General features: G+C 27.7%; 16 protein-coding genes, 1 CRISPR repeat array and 1 riboswitch. Of the genes, 4 read left to right on the top strand and 12 right to left on the bottom strand.

Annotation, left to right across the window (positions count from 1 at the left end):
• Positions 1–309 carry a CRISPR-associated endonuclease Cas2 gene (gene cas2, locus ACTQYZ_RS07940; RefSeq protein ID WP_441022328.1) on the top strand — a complete coding sequence of 103 codons (309 nt, stop codon included), beginning with the start codon at positions 1–3 and terminating at the stop codon, positions 307–309.
• Positions 306–1,283 carry a CRISPR-associated protein Csn2-St gene (csn2-St, locus tag ACTQYZ_RS07935; protein WP_441416357.1) on the top strand — a complete coding sequence of 326 codons (978 nt, stop codon included), beginning with the start codon at positions 306–308 and terminating at the stop codon, positions 1,281–1,283. Before cas2 ends, csn2-St begins: the two co-directional genes overlap by 4 nt.
• A 101-nt stretch (positions 1,284–1,384) precedes the next feature.
• Positions 1,385–2,806: a CRISPR direct-repeat array (repeat unit 36 nt; unit sequence ATTTTAGTACCTGAACAAATTGAGTTATTGTAAAAC).
• Between the two features lie 15 nt (positions 2,807–2,821).
• On the opposite strand, the gene ACTQYZ_RS07930 is transcribed toward csn2-St, so the two are convergent.
• The 3 genes from ACTQYZ_RS07930 to ACTQYZ_RS07920 all read right to left on the bottom strand — a co-directional run bounded on the left by ACTQYZ_RS07930 (position 2,822) and on the right by ACTQYZ_RS07920 (position 4,728).
• Entirely contained in the window at positions 2,822–2,968 is a 147-nt protein-coding gene (locus ACTQYZ_RS07930) for a hypothetical protein (RefSeq protein ID WP_441022332.1), read from the bottom strand.
• Between the two features lie 15 nt (positions 2,969–2,983).
• Positions 2,984–4,033, bottom strand: a complete 1,050-nt coding sequence (locus tag ACTQYZ_RS07925) for a helix-turn-helix domain-containing protein (protein ID WP_441416356.1) — start codon at positions 4,031–4,033, stop codon at positions 2,984–2,986.
• A gap of 101 nt (positions 4,034–4,134) precedes the next feature.
• Positions 4,135–4,728, bottom strand: coding sequence for a LexA family protein (locus ACTQYZ_RS07920; protein WP_441022338.1), 594 nt, complete (start codon positions 4,726–4,728; stop codon positions 4,135–4,137).
• Positions 4,729–4,952: 224 nt separating this feature from the next.
• Between ACTQYZ_RS07920 and ACTQYZ_RS07915 the strand changes: the two genes are divergently transcribed.
• Positions 4,953–5,249, top strand: a complete 297-nt coding sequence (locus ACTQYZ_RS07915; protein WP_441022340.1) for a sigma factor-like helix-turn-helix DNA-binding protein — start codon at positions 4,953–4,955, stop codon at positions 5,247–5,249.
• Between the two features lie 22 nt (positions 5,250–5,271).
• On the opposite strand, the gene ACTQYZ_RS07910 is transcribed toward ACTQYZ_RS07915, so the two are convergent.
• Positions 5,272–6,930 carry a glutamine--tRNA ligase/YqeY domain fusion protein gene (locus ACTQYZ_RS07910; protein ID WP_441416355.1) on the bottom strand — a complete coding sequence of 553 codons (1,659 nt, stop codon included), beginning with the start codon at positions 6,928–6,930 and terminating at the stop codon, positions 5,272–5,274.
• A gap of 282 nt (positions 6,931–7,212) precedes the next feature.
• A complete protein-coding gene (locus ACTQYZ_RS07905) occupies positions 7,213–8,493 on the bottom strand; it encodes a patatin-like phospholipase family protein (protein ID WP_441416354.1) in 1,281 nt (426 codons plus the stop codon).
• A 162-nt stretch (positions 8,494–8,655) separates the two neighbouring features.
• Between ACTQYZ_RS07905 and ACTQYZ_RS07900 the strand changes: the two genes are divergently transcribed.
• The gene (locus tag ACTQYZ_RS07900; RefSeq protein WP_441022345.1) at positions 8,656–9,042 is read left to right on the top strand and encodes a hypothetical protein; all 387 of its coding nucleotides are present in this window, start codon (positions 8,656–8,658) and stop codon (positions 9,040–9,042) included.
• Between the two features lie 18 nt (positions 9,043–9,060).
• Here ACTQYZ_RS07900 and mgtE (ACTQYZ_RS07895) read toward each other — a convergent pair whose 3' ends face one another.
• The 7 genes from mgtE (ACTQYZ_RS07895) to ACTQYZ_RS07865 all read right to left on the bottom strand — a co-directional run bounded on the left by mgtE (ACTQYZ_RS07895) (position 9,061) and on the right by ACTQYZ_RS07865 (position 18,203).
• Positions 9,061–10,392: a magnesium transporter gene (gene mgtE / locus ACTQYZ_RS07895; RefSeq protein WP_441022346.1), complete on the bottom strand. Its 1,332-nt coding sequence runs from the start codon at positions 10,390–10,392 to the stop codon at positions 9,061–9,063.
• Between the two features lie 11 nt (positions 10,393–10,403).
• On the bottom strand, positions 10,404–11,741 hold the full coding sequence (mgtE, locus tag ACTQYZ_RS07890; RefSeq protein ID WP_138268884.1) for a magnesium transporter: 1,338 nt from the start codon (positions 11,739–11,741) through the stop codon (positions 10,404–10,406).
• A 366-nt stretch (positions 11,742–12,107) separates the two neighbouring features.
• Positions 12,108–13,451, bottom strand: coding sequence for an NADP-specific glutamate dehydrogenase (gene gdhA, locus ACTQYZ_RS07885; RefSeq protein ID WP_441022349.1), 1,344 nt, complete (start codon positions 13,449–13,451; stop codon positions 12,108–12,110).
• A 255-nt stretch (positions 13,452–13,706) separates the two neighbouring features.
• On the bottom strand, positions 13,707–14,798 hold the full coding sequence (locus ACTQYZ_RS07880) for a hypothetical protein (protein WP_441416353.1): 1,092 nt from the start codon (positions 14,796–14,798) through the stop codon (positions 13,707–13,709).
• Positions 14,799–14,900: 102 nt separating this feature from the next.
• Positions 14,901–15,059: riboswitch (cobalamin riboswitch) on the bottom strand.
• Between the two features lie 12 nt (positions 15,060–15,071).
• Positions 15,072–15,779: an ECF transporter S component gene (locus ACTQYZ_RS07875; protein WP_441022353.1), complete on the bottom strand. Its 708-nt coding sequence runs from the start codon at positions 15,777–15,779 to the stop codon at positions 15,072–15,074.
• Complete coding sequence (locus tag ACTQYZ_RS07870) at positions 15,760–17,337, bottom strand: ABC transporter ATP-binding protein (RefSeq protein ID WP_441416352.1); 1,578 nt, start codon at positions 17,335–17,337, stop codon at positions 15,760–15,762. Before ACTQYZ_RS07870 ends, ACTQYZ_RS07875 begins: the two co-directional genes overlap by 20 nt.
• The gene (locus tag ACTQYZ_RS07865) at positions 17,319–18,203 is read right to left on the bottom strand and encodes an energy-coupling factor transporter transmembrane component T (RefSeq protein WP_441022357.1); all 885 of its coding nucleotides are present in this window, start codon (positions 18,201–18,203) and stop codon (positions 17,319–17,321) included. Before ACTQYZ_RS07865 ends, ACTQYZ_RS07870 begins: the two co-directional genes overlap by 19 nt.
• Position 18,204 lies beyond the last annotated feature (1 nt).

The following is an 18,204-nucleotide window of genomic DNA, read 5'->3' as shown; positions in this document are numbered from 1 at the left end:
ATGAAACTTTTATGTATGTTTGATTTACCAACTCAAACATCAAGAGAAAGAAAAGATTATAGATTATTTAGAAAAGAATTAATAAAAGAAGGTTTTATAATGCTGCAGTATTCTGTATACATGAGAACATGTCCTGACAGAGATTATAAAATAAGAATGGAAAAGAGAATAGAAAAAATAATACCTAAAAAAGGCAATATCAGGCTTGTAGCAATAACCGAAAAACAGTATGAAGACATGAAAATATTAATAGGAAGCAAAAACGAAACGGAAAAGGTAATAGGAAGTGAGAGGATGATAGTAGTTTGAAAGTTCAAATATGTAATAAAGAAAAAGAATATATTATAAATTTAATGCAAATAACCCAGCTATGCGGAGTAAACTTTTATATTAAGGATTTTATAATAAATTCCATATATAAATACTTTTCAAATGGTAAATATATGGAATATGAAAAAAATATGGAAGAAAATATTAAAATAGAAGATGAAAAATTAGGAAGGAATTACTTCGATATAATAAGAATAAAAGGTAAAGAAGACTTAATAAATATTCTAAAAATAACTAAAACCGGACTAATTAATAAATATATAAATGATAAAATGCAAAATATAAATTTTCAAAGACAGTTAAACATTATAGATAATGCCCTTGAAGAAATATATATAAAAATAAACCAAAACGAATTTAAAAACATTAACTTTACATATAAAAGAGAAGATTTATTTAATTTAATACAGCATTCAACAATAAAAGATATACATGAAAGAGATTTGGAAGGAATAAAAAATATAGATTTGTTAAAAGACTTTTTAATATTAATAAAAGAAACACAACAAATTAGTCCTTCAAAACAAATGATAATTATTGAAAATATTGAACATATGATATCAAAAGATGAATATGAAAAATTTTATAAACAAATAAAAGAACTTACATATAATTTTGATTTATGGTTTATAATCCCCATATGCATTGAAAATTATGTATGTTTGGATAAAGAATATATTGACGGTATAAATATTATAAACGATATAATATATTCCCTTTCAAATATGGAAACGATAAAATCTTTTATTGAAAGTAATTATCCTTATTTTAAAAAATGGGAGGATAAAGAATTAATAACCATCTTAAAATTGATAATAAATAAAATAGGAAAAGAAGAAATTTATAATATAAAAAGTGATGTTATATTAAAAATATTTAATGATAATCTATTTATTCATTCAAAGCATTTAGAAACATTAAATACCCTAGAAAACAATTTCCTTTTATCATAAGTTATGGTATAATATATATGAGTTATTGTAAAAGGAGGGTGCTTTTATGAATGCTGGAATTTATAAATTCATGAAAATTTTTATAAATTCTGCAATTTGACATTTTAGTACCTGAACAAATTGAGTTATTGTAAAACATATTGCGATTTGCAATATCTACTATATGAATTTTAGTACCTGAACAAATTGAGTTATTGTAAAACCACCTTGATAAATAATATTACAATGTTTTGATTTTAGTACCTGAACAAATTGAGTTATTGTAAAACAGAAAACAGGTTTGAATTTTTCCAAGCTATATTTTAGTACCTGAACAAATTGAGTTATTGTAAAACTTTGTAAAGCTATTAGTCAGACAGATGGTTATTTTAGTACCTGAACAAATTGAGTTATTGTAAAACAAGGGAACACTTGAAGAGATGTTGACATTTATTTTAGTACCTGAACAAATTGAGTTATTGTAAAACTTAAAAAGCAAATTATGCAATGTTATTGTTATTTTAGTACCTGAACAAATTGAGTTATTGTAAAACTAAAAAAAAACAAAAAAATAGACTATCTTTATTTTAGTACCTGAACAAATTGAGTTATTGTAAAACAATATTCTCCATCTGCTAAAAAGATATATCATTTTAGTACCTGAACAAATTGAGTTATTGTAAAACTTTCGGTGTATGTCTGCCTGCAAGGTGCGAATTTTAGTACCTGAACAAATTGAGTTATTGTAAAACAGAAGTTGGATTAAATTCAGCTACTTTATTATTTTAGTACCTGAACAAATTGAGTTATTGTAAAACTAAACCTGTTGTTGTTGCAATTAATAACGAATTTTAGTACCTGAACAAATTGAGTTATTGTAAAACAATTAAGTCAGGCATTACCGCTTCTACACCATTTTAGTACCTGAACAAATTGAGTTATTGTAAAACATAAATACAAATGTATTAAATCCGTTTTAGATTTTAGTACCTGAACAAATTGAGTTATTGTAAAACTGGACATAGAACTAAACTTGGAACAGGAAAATTTTAGTACCTGAACAAATTGAGTTATTGTAAAACAAATTTAAAAACATGAGCCATTCCAAGAGAATTTTAGTACCTGAACAAATTGAGTTATTGTAAAACTTTAATACTATCTACATTTACCATTTCCTTATTTTAGTACCTGAACAAATTGAGTTATTGTAAAACCGGAAGAAAAGGTCAGGAATACAAGTTAGTATTTTAGTACCTGAACAAATTGAGTTATTGTAAAACAAGGAGGTACACAATGAGTTTACAAAGTATATTTTAGTACCTGAACAAATTGAGTTATTGTAAAACTTTGGAATTAATACTTGCCATGTCCTCGTTATTTTAGTACCTGAACAAATTGAGTTATTGTAAAACCGAAGATTTTTCTATTAAATTGAAAACTAAATTTTAGTACCTGAACAAATTGAGTTATTGTAAAACTTTAAGAGTACGTCATGTAATAGATTGGGAATTTTAGTACCTGAACAAATTGAGTAAAAAAATAACACACCCCAAAGTGTGTTATTTATTTTGTTTTAAACAAGCTACAATTCCTCCGCATTCTCTGTGATGAGCAACACAATCGCAACATCTTCCGTGGTTCTCACAAGGGTATGTACAAGGGCATTCGTCCTTATATTGGTTGCTGCAAGGCCTTTCATCTTTCATGATATTTATCTCCTTTTATTTCTTTATATCATTATAATACTTTTCTATAAAATTCCAAAACTTTTCACTTTTATTTAGATAACTTAATTCTTCAGAGGTTTTAACTTCTTGAATAAGACCTCTTAATAATTGTTTGGATATATCCATATTATTTTTATAGTTAATTTTTGAAAATAAAATACTGTCATGTTTTAATTCAAATTTAGTAGCAGATATAAGCTTTTCCATAAATTCAATAGTTTTATCTACATTTTGTTCATGTACAAAAATCTGCCGTTTACCTATGTATTTATTATATTCCCACATACTAAAAACATCTGCAACTTCTTCCATCTTCCCTACTACGTATTCACTATCTTCAACATTATCTGTTTCAAGCATATTATTTATCATATAAAGTAATAAATATTGTATTTCGGTAATTTTTATAAACAGTTCTTCTTGAAGCAGTTTTAAAGATTTATCAAACTCTCCTTTTTTAAGGTAAAAAGAATTTTTTAGCATTTTATTATCAAAACTTTTATCATCTAACTTCAAAATAATTTCTTCAGCTTTGTTAAACTCATTATTTTGTATATATTTTGGACAAACTATTTTTAAGGCTTGTTCTCTTATTTCATCATTATCCCCATATATTACCCTTTTAAAAAGATTATCAAGCTCTTCTTTATAATAATCCTTATTTGAAGCATAATAAAGCTCTATACCACCTGATAAGACCATAGCAGAATAAAAAATCAACTCTTCACTGTTTGGATATTCTTTTATTCTTTCCATTGCAGTATTATAAGCATCAACAAAAGACTCGTTCTCCATTTTTGATGTTATGTCATTTAAGATTAAAGCTATTTCATTTTTACTTAAATCGTCCTTAAAAGAAAGCAGAGTATTTGCATCTGTACGTAAAAGTCTGGCAAGAGATGGAATAAGGGGTATATCAGGGTAAGTGTATCCTTTCTCCCATTTGTTTACGGCAGGAGCACTAACATTTAAATACTTTGCAACTTTTTCCTGGGTAAGCCCTTTCTCAATTCTTTTTTCTTTAATAATATTCCCTATTTTCATTTTATACCTCTAAAATATTTTCTTAATCATATTTTACATAAAACATTAAAGAAATACTATTGAATGAATTTTAATCAAATCTTATTTTTATTAACCATACGTTAATAACATCTCTCAACTTTAACGACTTTACCGAATATCATAATTTTTTCCATATCTTTTCCTACAAAGACTCTTGTTTCATACATTGGATTAAAAGAAATAAGAGAAATAGAATTTTCAGTCTTTTGTATCTTTTTTATTACGCCTTCTTCACCGTCAATTATCACAACAGCAAGATCTCCGCTGTCCACATCTGATTGAAGCCTTACAAGTGCCAAATCGCCTTCCATTATTTGAGGAGACATACTATCCCCCCTTACCTTTAAGTATTTATATTCTTCTTTGTCATTTATATTTATAGCCTGAGAAACACCAAGGAATTCATACGTTGCTATACCATCTCTTCCTGCAACAACAGTTCCTATTATCTCAACATTCACTATATTGTTTATATCATATATCTGTGTATTTAATAGATAATCTATGGAAACTTTAAACAAAGAAGCGATTTTTTGTAAAGTATCAACTGAAGGTATTATCCCCGCACTCTCATATTTTGCAATGGAAGATTTATCAAGATCAAGTGCCTTTGCCAAATCAACCTGTGTCATATTATTTTCTTTTCTTAATACTCTAAGTTTTTCACCAAACATTTTTATTTCTCCATTTATTGTCATTTTTGTTATTAATATTTAAATTATATTTATATTATATTGAATTTTATTCATATTGTAAAGATATTTTTGACTAATATTGAATAATATTCATAAAACTATTGACATTTAACATTACAAATATTAAAATATGAATATAATTCATATTAAACAAAATAAAAACTGAAAATAAAGAAGAATTTATAATTAAGGAGTAATAAACAATGAAGAGCGAAAATTATAAAAAAACAGAACATCTTTTAAAAGAATATATTATCTACAATAAAATTTTAGAACTTCGAGAAGAAAAAGAAGTTGAAGATAAGGTAGAAAAAATTAATAAAGCAATGGACTGCTTAACAAATCTTGAAAGAAAAATTATAACCGAATTTTTTATAAATAATAAAAATATGCTTCAAATATCAAGGGAAATACAACTTACCAGAGAATATACTTCAAGAATAAAAACCGCAGCAATAAGAAAAATGGAGCAGGTACTTTTCGGAAGCGGTGCAGCATAAAAAAAGAGCCTAAAGGCTCTTTTTATTTTTTAGGTGGTCTCCAACTTGATTTTAGAGATACTATTCTATTAAATACTAATTCATCTTTAGATAATTTAGGATCTACACTAAAATATCCGTTTCTTACAAACTGGAATCTATCCCCTGCTTTCGCATTTTTAAGGAATGGTTCCACGTAAATTTCTTTTTCATTTAGCGAATCTTTATTTACCATATCAAGGAAATTATCACTTGAAACTTCAGTATTGAATAAAGGTTCTAATAATCTTGCTTTTGCTTTAATTGCTGTACTTCTTTCTACCCAGTGAATCGTACCTTTTACTTTCCTTCCTGTAAATCCACTTCCTGATTTTGTTTCAGGGTCATAAGTACATTTTATTTCAACAACTTCTCCATTTTCGTCTTTAACAACTTCATTGCATTTTACAAAATATGCTCCTCTAAGTCTTACTTCATTACCTGGGAATAATCTAAAATATTTTTTAGGAGGATTTTCCATAAAGTCTTCTCTTTCAATATAAAGCTCTCTGCCAAAAGGAACTTCTCTTTTTTCTCCATTTTCTATATCTTGATTATTTTCCATTTCAAGCATTTCAATTTCGCCTTCAGGATAATTTGTAATTGTAAGTCTTAAAGGATTTAAAACAGCATTTACTCTGTCAGCTTTAAGTTTTAAATCATCTCTTATAAAATGCTCTAACATTCCGCTGTCTACAGTTGAATTAGACTTGCTGACACCAATTTCCTCACAGAAATTAACTATAGCTTCAGGTGTTACCCCTCTTCTTCTAAAACCTGAAATCGTAGGCATTCTTGGATCATCCCATCCATCAACATATCCTTCATCAACAAGCTGTCTAAGATATCTTTTACTCATAACTTGATTTGTTAAATTAAGTCTTGCAAATTCAATCTGTCTTGGTCTTTTTTCTTTGTAATCATCAAGATTATCAAGTACCCAGTCATATAGCGGCCTATGGTCTTCAAATTCAAGAGAACATAAAGAATGTGTTATTCCTTCAATTGCATCTTCAATAGGATGGGCAAAGTCATACATAGGATAAACACACCACTTACCTTTAGTATTATGATGTTCTTCATGAACAACTCTGTATAAGGCAGGATCCCTCATGTTCATATTTGGACTTGCCATATCTATTTTTGCTCTTAAAACTTTTGAACCTGTTTCATATTTTCCTTCTTTCATTTCCTCAAAAAGTTTTAAGTTTTCATCGATACTTCTGTTTCTATATGGTGAATCAACTCCGGGAGTATTTAAGTTTCCCCTGTTCTTCTTCATTTCTTCATAACTTTGATCATCAACATAAGCAAGACCTTTTTTAATAAGTTCAACGGCATAATCATACATCTTATCAAAATAATTAGATGCATGAAGTTCTTTTGCCCACTCAAAACCAAGCCAGCTTATATCTTCCTTTATTGCATTAACATATAAAGTATCTTCCTTTGCAGGATTTGTATCATCAAAACGAAGATTTGTCTTACCGTTATATTTCTTTGCAGTTAGGAAATTTATACATATTGCTTTTGCATGACCAATATGCAAAAACCCATTAGGCTCAGGCGGAAAACGCGTATAAATTTCGTCTTTTGCATAAACTCCGTTTTCTATATCTTTATCTATTTCATTGGTTATAAAATTTGTTTTTACATCCCCCACGTTACTTACTCCTTAAACAAAATATCTTAATAATTATAATACAATTTAACAAAAATTTGAAGTTTTTTTTATTTCTTTAAACAAAATGACAAATATAAAGCCATATTACACAAATATTTCACATATTTTTTAAAATGTAATAAAAATCTTATTAAAACATTTTCTTTTAAAATTATATGTTTTATTGTGGAAAACTGTGGATAACTTGTTTGTATGTGGATAACTTTTGGTAAAATTCACGTTTTTCCCTTAATTATGCAGTGTTTATTTGTTGATAATTGACTAATATTCTATAACTAAATCAAAATTTAATCTATTCATAACAATAAAAGATGTAATAAATGATATCAATATTTTAGGAGAAATTTTATATATAATTTTTTCCAAAGTTTGATTTTTATAGCTTAAAAAGATAAGTAATGCTAACATTGTTTTTTTATCAAAATAATCTTTTAAATCATTTTTAGAATTAAAAGGTCTATTTTTAATTAAATCAGTTATTATTTCTTCTTTAGAAATCAATTTATATATTTCTCTTACAACATGGACTCTAAACTCTTCATATGAATAGAGCATTATTGATTCAACGTCTAAAACCTCTGCTGTTATTTCCATTGCAGACATAAAGAACCTTTCATCTCTAATAGATAAATCTCCTCCATCATAACCGTTCTTTGACTTATAATAATCATTAATGTATATTATACAGTTTCTTAATATTTTATTATCTAAAAATATGCCGATAAATCTTTCATCTAAAATAAGTCTTGCGATATCCTTTGGTTTTAAAGATATATCATAATTATTTGTTGGTTTCTTAACATAAAAATGAGAAGATAAAAACTCATCGTTATATAGTTTTACATCAAGATAGCCTTTACTTAAATTATCATTTAATTGTTTTTGATTAAATATAAATTGTCCATGAAGACTATGCTTACTGGTAATATTATAAATATTTACATCATCACATACGCTTTTCTTTGTTATACCGCTTAAAGGAGGATTTATATCAACTTCTATAATATCTTTATATCCTTTATCCGCAAGAGGTTTTCTAGGAAGATTATCATATATTCCTCCATCAACATAAATTTCTTCATCAATTTCTTTACGGTAAAAAACAGGATAATTTGCACTTGCTAAAATATAATCTATCATTTTTTCTTTTGGCATTTCATCTTTGAAAATTATAACAGGTTCTTTTGTTGTTATATTAAAAGTTACAATACCGAAATCTATATCACTGTTTCTTATCTTTTCTTCATCAAGATTATCCTTTAAAAGAGTTTCAAGCTTTGAAATATCTCTTATTCTGTCTATAACATTGCTGTCTTTATTATAAACAATATCAGGAGTAAGTTCACTCCATAGTTTCAAAGCCATGTCAAAATCACCTTGAGCAATCAACGCTCCGTTTATAGCACCAATACTAGTTCCGCAAACAGCTTTTATTTTTATTCCTTCTTCAATCAAAGCACGCCATACTCCTATTTGGTATGCGCCACGAACTCCTCCCCCGCTTAGAGCAAGAGCATATTCTTTATCTTTATCAAATTTCATGTCTACACTCCATAAAAGTTTTATTTTATATTTTATCACATTATTTTTTATTTTTAACAAATATACTTTAATTTAATCTTAATTTAATAATAAAAAACTTACAATTAGTCGTTAATTTTTCTTCTTTAAAACATGGTATATTTATTTCAAAGGAGATAGAAAATGAACATAAAAGAAATAAAGATAAACGCACAACTTCTTTGTAATAAATCAATAGAAAAAGAAATTTTTTTTAATTATCTAAACAATGGAATAAGGGAAATAACAAATAAAAAAAATCTAGACAAATATAATACAAACATTTTTAAACACTTTAAATATAACATTACAAACCATATAAGAAATTATTATGATTTACAAAGAAAAAACCATCATTGTCATTTTAATGAAAACATAACATCTATGCACCAAGTATTAAAATTAAACGAAAAATATCACGAAAGCTTAAGCATATATATAGCTTTAAAAGAAAGAGAAAAATATTATGGGAAAAAAGATAATATCACAAAAGAATTAAAATATATGTATAAAAAGGCATTAAAAAAATAACCGGATTATCCGGTTATTTTATAAATTCATAATTTGAAGTGCAACATTAAAATAAATTAAAATAGAACAAGTATCAACAAGAGTCGTAATTAATGGTGAAGCCATAATTGCAGGGTCAAGTTTTAATTTCTTTGCACATATAGGAAGAACACACCCCATTAATTTTGCCATAATAATGGTTGCAACAAGTGTTATTCCAAGCACTAAAGCCAATACGGAATCATGATAAAAAATCATTATTCTTATTCCGTTTACTACAGCAAGAGCAACACCTACCAAAAGACCTATTTCTCCTTCTTTTAACATCGCTTTAAATATATCTTTAGGCTCTATTTCATCCAAAGCAAGCCCACGGATTATCATTGTAGAACTTTGAGAACCGCAGTTTCCCCCTGTTCCTGTAATCATTGGAATAAAAGCTACAAGTAAAGGAACAGTTGCAAAAGCAGCCTCATAGTGAGTTATAACAGCTTGAGTCATTGTTGCTGATAACATCAAAAATAAAAGCCACATTATCCTGTTTTTTGCATGTTTAAATGCAGAAGTCTTAAAATAACTTTCTTCACTTGGCATCATAGCTGCCATTTTTTCAAAGTCTTCGGTATTTTCTTCTCTGATTACGTCGATAGCATCATCAACCGTGATAATACCGATAAGCCTGTCTTCTTTATCAACAACAGGAATTGCAAGTAAGTCATACTTATCAAACATTTTAACTACATCTTCTTGGTCTGCAAGAGTATGAGTATAGATTATGTTCGTTTCCATTATATCTTCAATATATTTATCCATATCGGATAATAAAATATCTTTTGTGGAAACCAAACCAATTAGTTTTTTTGTATTATCTGTTACATAACAAGTATATATCGTTTCCTTATCTACCCCTGTTGCTTTTATTTTATTTAAAGCATCTAAAACAGTCATATCTTTTTTTAAAGATACAAACTCAGTTGTCATAATGCTTCCCGCACTATCCTCGGGATATTTAAGTATTTCATTAATCATTTTTCTTGTAGCAATATCGGTATGTTTAAGTACTCTCTTTGCTACATTTGCAGGCATTTCTTCAACCAAATCCGCAGTATCATCTACAAATAATAAGTTTAATACTTCTTTAAGTTCTTCATCACTAAATGCTTTTATAAGATATTCTTGATTATCATTATCCAATTCAACAAAAGTATCCGCAGCTGTTTCTTTTGGTAATAATCTAAAAACAAGCAATACATCTTCCATTGATATTTCATCAAAAAGAGAAGCTATATCGGCTGGATTCAATGTTTCTAATAATTTTTTTAACTCAAAAAAATTTCTTTGTTTAAGTAATTCTAATATTTTCTCTTCCATATAACTCTCCTTTAAATTTTTAGTATATGCATTGCTATATTAAAATATATTATCAAAGAACATGCATCAACTATGGTTGTAATAAGCGGAGATGCCATAACAGCAGGGTCTAAATGCACCTGTTTTGCTATCATTGGCAGAATTCCGCCTAAAAGTTTCGACATAAATACAGTACACATTAAAGTTAGTCCAAGAACCAATGCCAAAACAAAACTATGATATGTAATAATTATTCTTATTCCGTTTACAACACTTAAGACAATACCGACCATTAAAGATATTTCACTTTCCTTTAATATTACTTTTAAAATATCTCTTGGTCTTATTTCATCTAAAGACATACCTCTTATTATCATTGTAGCGCTTTGAGAACCACAATTTCCGCCTGTATCACTTATCATAGGAATAAACGCAGCAAGAAGAGGTATAGTTGCAAAAGCGGCTTCATAATGGGTTATTATAGTTTGAGTAAAAGTTGCAGATAGCATCAAAAATAATAACCAACCAAATCTTTTTTTTGCATGTGTAAAGACAGAAGTTTTAAAATAAGTATCTTCATTTGGAGCCATAGCAGCCATTTTTTGAAAGTCTTCTGTATCTTCCTGTACGATTACATCAATAGCATCATCAACTGTTACAATACCTATAAGTCTTCTTTCATTATCAACTACCGGAACTGCCAAAAAGTCATATTTATCGAATACTTTTACAACTTCTTCTCTATCATCCACGGTATTTACATATATTATATTTGTTTCCATTATATCTTCTATTTTTTCTTCCATGTCGGATAGAAGTAAATCTTTAGTGGAAACAATACCTATAAGCTTTTTTGTATTATCTGTTACATAACAAGTATATATAGTTTCCTTATCAACACCGGTCGCCTTAATCTTTAAAAAAGCTTCATAAACATCCATATCTTTTCTAAGAGAAACAAACTCAGTTGTCATAATGCTTCCGGCACTATCTTCAGGATATTTTAAAATCTCATTAACTAATTTTCTTGTATCGGATTTAGTATGTTTTAAAATTCTTTTTGCAACATTTGCCGGCATTTCTTCTATAATATCTACAGTATCGTCAACAAACATTAAATCTAAAACTTCTTTTAATTCTTCATCCGTAAAACTTCTTATTAAATATTCTTTTTTTTCATTATCAAGTTCAACAAAAACATCACTTGCCGTATCTTTTGGTAAAACACGAAAAATAAGCGGTATATCCTCTAAAGATATTTCATCAAAAAGAAGAGCAATATCCGCAAAATTCATGTCTTTTATCGTATTTTTTATACTTCTAAAATCACGATTTTCTAAATACGCTAAAATTAATTCTCCTTTGTTCATTTTGTAAAAATTGGATACAAAACATCAAACGAGAGCTTATAATGTTGGTAGAAAATGAACGCACAAAAAAAGCAGTACATTTAATACCGATTTTATACACCCCCCGGGTTCAATGCCAATACTACTTCCTGCATCCATTTTCTTCACCACCTTTTCGTTTTCTTAATTATTTCATTATATTATTTAAAAAATTTTTTGTCAATAAATATTACCTTACATATCTTTATATAAACATAATTTAATATAAAATTTATTAAAAATTTATACTAAAATTACATAATAAAATAATTTTATAATTAAAAAGGACCTTTAAAGGTCCTTTAAAGTTTAAATAGATGATATATCATTTATAATTAAATAATTTAATTAATAGATACCTTGAGCAATCATAGCTTCTACAACTTTTTCAAATCCTGCAATGTTTGCACCTGCTACTAAATCATAGCCAAGTCCATATTTTTCACTTGCATTTTTACTGTTTTCATGAATGCTTTGCATAATAGATTTTAATTTTGCATCTACTTTTTCTGCACTCCATGAATATCTCATTGAGTTTTGAGCCATTTCTAAAGCTGATACTGCAACACCGCCGGCATTTGCTGCTTTTGCAGGTCCTAAAATTACGTCATTTTCTTTAAAATATTCCATTGCTTCTGGAGTAGTTGGCATGTTTGCACCTTCAACAACAAGTTTTACTCCGTTTGCTTTTAATTGTTTAGCTTCTTCAATACCGATTTCATTTTGAGTTGCACATGGGATAGCTATATCACCTTTAAGTCCCCATGGTTTTTCTTTTGCATGAAATTCAGCACCGAATTTTTCAGCGTAATCTTTTAATTTAACATCGTTACGTTCTCTGATTTGAAGTAAGAAATCAATTTTTTCATCTGTGTTGATTCCGTCTTTATCATATATATAACCATCTCTACCTGAGATAGAAATAACTTTTGCACCTAATTCTTTAGCTTTTTTACATACACCCCAAGCAACATTACCATAACCACTTACGATTAAAGTTTTTCCTTCAAATGTATCTTTTAAAACTTTTAATACTTCTTCAGCATAGTACATTACACCATAACCTGTTGCTTCAGGTCTGATTAAACTTCCGCCGTAAGGAATACCTTTACCTGTAAGTACTCCGTTTTCAAATGCGCCTCTGATTCTTCTATATTGTCCGTATAAGTATCCAATTTCTCTTCCGCCTACACCAATATCCCCTGCAGGAACGTCAACATCTGGTCCGATATGACGATATAATTCACTCATGAAACTTTGACAAAATCTCATAATTTCAGCATCTGATTTTCCTTGAGGATCAAAATCAGAACCACCTTTACCACCACCGATAGGAAGTGTTGTAAGTGAGTTTTTGAATACTTGTTCAAAACCTAAGAATTTAATTACACTTAAGTTAACACTTGGATGGAATCTTAAACCACCTTTGTAAGGTCCGATAGCACCATTAAATTGAACTCTAAAACCTCTATTTACTTGTACTTTACCATTATCATCAACCCAAGGAACTTTAAACATTATTGCTCTTTCAGGTTCTGTCATTCTTTCAAGAATACCCATATCTTCATATTCAGGATGAGCTTCAATAACAGGTCTTAAACTTTCAAGTACCTCCATAACAGCTTGATTAAATTCCGGTTCGTTTGGATTTTTAGATTTTACTTGTTCTAAAACTTTATTAATATAATCCATTTTGTTCCTCCAAATTAAATATTTTATATATTAAGGCAAATTAAGACATAAAATATTTAATTATTATTAGATATTTTATGTTTTAACACCTTTAGCTTTAAAATGTCTGAAATTTCAAAACTTTCACATATTATAATACAATTTTTTTATATATACAAGTATTATTTTATCTATATTAAAATTTTTTCAATTATTTTTTTTAGAATTTTCAAAGAAAAACAGAAGCTTTTAAACTTCTGTTTTCTTATTTAAATATTAAAATAATCTTTGGAAAAATCCTTTTATATTATCAAAGAATTTATCTACTTTAGCAGAGAATGAATCAGGATCGAAAGATAATGTATCTGTACTGTTCATATCAAATAAAGTATTTAAGCCTTGTTCACTTCTTGAATAAGCAACTAAAGCATATAAACTTTGATCAGTTGTTTGAATATCAGCCTTACCTGTATATCCTATAAAACCATTTGTATTACTATCTTGCATAGAAAGAAGGCCGTCTACTAATGTTTTACCGTCTTTTTGATAAATGTTAACATCTTCTCCCATTTGTGTTAATGCAACAATTGCTTGAGCTGTTGTACAAGCATTATCCATTCCATAAGAGCTAATTGCTCCGCTTGCGCTTTGTGAAGATTTTATTGTTTCAATACAAGCTGTTTTTGCATTTTGAATTTGTGTTTTTAAATTATCATCACTTACATTACATAAACTTAAAGCTTGATTTGCCATAAATGTTGTATCTAAATCAGTTCCATATGTTTTATCTGTACTGAAATAGAAAAGATTTGTTTTTTCATCTTTATAAGAAAGTAAAGCAGATACCAAATCATCTTGTGTAATATCGCATGTGCTTGGAATATCATAATCATTACAATTTAATGCAATAAGAGCATATATTGCATTTGAAGCAAATGTACCTTCAAAACTTGCTTTATCTGCAAGCATTTTTTCAATTAAATTTACCCCTGAAAATTCTTTGCTGCAATCAACACCAAGAGATGTAAGAGTTATTATCACTCTTGCGTAATCTGACGGATATTGAAGAGATGAAATATTGCTTTTTACATTAGAAATATACTTATTTGTATATTCTTCTTTGTTTGCAATTTCTACATCACCTCTTTGAAGTACAAAGATAAACCAATCTCCTTCGTTATTGTTTCCTGTTGATGGATTTTCAAGAGTTGAAAGTCTAAAAGTTGCTGCAGAATTTATGGCATTTAATGCTTTTTGTGAAGTTGTTAAAGTTTCTTGTGCATTAGATGCAAAAGCAGGCATACTAAAAGATAGAACCATCAATAAAGAAAGTAGTGCAAAAATAATTCTTTTTCTTAATTGTTTCATATTTTTCCTCCTCTAATTTTAAATAAAAATAAGCCTTTTTTCAGGCTTAGAGCAGTAAAAAATACCATATAATTTTTTACCATACTCTATTTCCTGTGTAGAGTTTATAGGTCTTATTAAATAGGTCTTCTGACTTAAGTTTCAACGTAAATACCGCCTTCCCTTTAAGTGGCATATTGATATTTACTACACTAATACAGCAGCACAGACTGTGCAGGATTCCAACCTGCTTCCCTTAACATTTAATAAGTTATATAAACAAAAAACTTTATTCTATCTATGATATATGATACCATATTTTTCTTTTATTCTGTCAATTTTTTCAAAAAAAGGTCTTTGTATAAACCATAAAAACACACTTGTTGATAAAGCATGAATAAAGTCAAAAGGAAGTGATAATAGGTATACCGCCTTAAAACTTTCAAAGTTAATTTTAGAAGTATATAAAACAAGTGAATGAAAATTCACAATACCTCCATAAACTAATAATATTAAAATAAAACCTATTATACAAACTAAAATTCTATTGTTTTTTATCCTTTCAGACTTAAAAATTATTCCGCTTAAAAAACCAACCATACCAAAAGCAAACATCTGCCATATTGTATAGCTTCCTTGTCCAAAAAAGAAATTTGAAACAAAGGCAGAAACAACGCCAATAAAAAATCCTGCTTCACTTCCAAGAGTAGCTGCTGAAACAATTATAATTGCTGAAGTGGCTTTTATTTGAGGAACAAAGAAAAATACAATCCTCCCAAGTACTGCAATTGCAGACATGCTTGATATTAATACAATTTCCCTCACCCTTATCTTTTTTTTTTCAAAAATATACACAAAAGGTAAAAAGGAAACAAAAATTATCATAAAACTTGATAAAAGGTAATTTGAATTGTTACTTTGAGATATAAAAATAATTATAGGAACCAATATAAAAAGTACAACAAAAGAAATTATAAAAGATTTATACTGTTTTGTTTTCATCTATAAAAACCTCATGTAAATTTATTATATTATTTAAATTATCCTTTGTAATTCTATTTATATCTGTAGTATAAAAATAACTTTCTCCAAAAACCTCTCTGGTTTCTTTAAAAGGCATAATATCCATATCAAACATAATAGAGCAGTACGGAATATATTTTCCAATAAACTCTAAATCATGGCTTATTATAACTATCGTAATACCTTTTTCATTAAGCTTATTAAGAAACTCACCAAGCTTTTGTTTATATATTATATCCATTCCCTTTGTTGGTTCATCTAAAATGATTATATCCGGATTAACCAAAAGCACCTTAATAAGAGCCATTAGTTCAATTTCTCCTCCGGATAAGTCATAAGGATGAGATTCGATTAATGAAGAAACATCAAACTCATCTACAAGCTCCATATAATTTTCATCAATATCATATAAATCATCTTTTACTTTTGATTTAATAAAAAGACTTACGGGATTTTGCGGAAGCATTGCTATTTTTCCATTTTTGATAATTTTCCCTTTATTTGGCTTCAAAGAACCAATAAGCAAATTTAAAAATGTACTTTTACCAACACCATTTGGACCTATAATAGATAAAAAATCCCCTTTATATATTTTTAAAGACACATCTTTTAAAATATTTCTTTCAAGTTTACTATATTTAAAAGAAACGTTTTTAACTTCAATTATGATTTCTTTGCTTCTATGTTTTATTTTTCCAATCTTTTCTTTTAAATTAATATTTGATTTTATTAAATTCTTCTTTGCTTCATTTACCGTTAAAATATTATTTTTATTTAAAATCTCATGTCCAAATTTTGTAACAGCCGGAAGAAATTCATAATATTGCTTTTTACTTTCTATTATTTTATCAATTAAGGATAGCTTATCTGAGTTAAATACAACTCTTCCATTATCAATAAGTACACATTTATCAACATTTTCAATAATACCTTCAAAAGAGTGTTCCGTTATAATAATTGTCGTACCGTAGTCTTCATTTATTCTCTTCAAAAGCCTTATAAACTCATCTCTCATTACAGGATCAAGTTGAGAAGTAGGTTCATCTAAAAGAAGAACATCGGGAAAAGTAAGCATACTGACAGCTAAATTTAGTTTTTGTTTTTCTCCTCCGGAAAGAGACGATGTATCTTTATCAAGCCAAGATGACATAGAAAAGAAACTTGTTATCTCTGCCATTCTGCTGTGCATTTTTGCATTATCATATCCTAAGTTTTCAAGTGTAAAAGCCAGTTCATGCCATACTTTATCGGTTATAATTTGTGCATCAATATTCTGCATTACATACCCTATTTTTTCACATCTTTCCTTTAAAGAAATATTCTCACTTTCAATTCCCTTATAATATATTTTTCCTTTTTTCTCTCCGTAAGGAGCAAGACTTATGCTTAAATGTTTTAATAAAGTAGACTTTCCACTTCCTGATTTACCAAACAGCAAAACAAAATCTCCCTTATCAATGTTAAAAGAGATATTTTTTAAAACATTCTTTTTATGTGGATAAGAAAAACTAAGATTATCTATTTTGATAAATTCCAAACCAAAGCCTCCTTTATTTCAATTATTATAGGAATCATTGCAAAAATAAAATAACTTACAAAATATAAAGCATTATGTATAGATAATTCCGTAAAAATAAAATCAGGAAAAAAATTAATATAAAACTGTCCTCTAATAATTCCAATTATTACGATTAGAAGAAGCATCATCATCAATATAAAAAATACTTTATCATCATTTGTAATTTTTTCCCTTTTATAATTACTCTTATTTTTTAGTCCATATCCCCTTGCAATCATCGTATTCGCAGTATCAATTCCATCCTCAAGGGCAAAGGTAACAAGAGAAGACATCATATTTGAACCATGTCTTATTCTGTCAAAGAAATTACCATCATTAAGTCCTTCATTTAAACACTGTTGAGACACCTTAATTTTATTAAATTCGTTTTTGTATCTTGGAACAAATCTTAAAGTCATTACAAAAATTAAAGATAACTTTCTTGAAACAAACTTTAAGACAGACATTATTTTATCCCCTGTCATAATTTCGTTAAAAGATGAAAAATACAAAAACATATTTATTATCATCATTCCGGCAAATATTCCATATAAAATTGATTCTTTTGTTATCATTTGATTATTTATATAAAAAAGTATCGTAGTGCCTTGATGATTAATCAAAGGATTTACAAGAATGATAAATAATAAAAGAGGAAATAAAACAAACAAATCAAATTTTAAACTTTTCATTCCGTTTAAATAAAGACTATATGTTAATGAAGAAACAAAAGAAATAATTAAAATAACAGGGTGCATAAAAAACATATTTATAACCATTACACCTATAAAATATAGAATATTTACATATGAGCTATAACTTACAAACATCCCCCTGTTATTCATA

The sequence above is a fragment of the Anaerofustis sp. LCP19S3_F7 genome (genome assembly GCF_052119445.1).
Taxonomy (GTDB): Bacteria; Bacillota; Clostridia; order Eubacteriales; family Anaerofustaceae; genus Anaerofustis; species Anaerofustis butyriciformans.
Note: the sequence above shows the minus strand (reverse complement) of the source record. Positions and strands in the feature narration are given on the sequence as shown.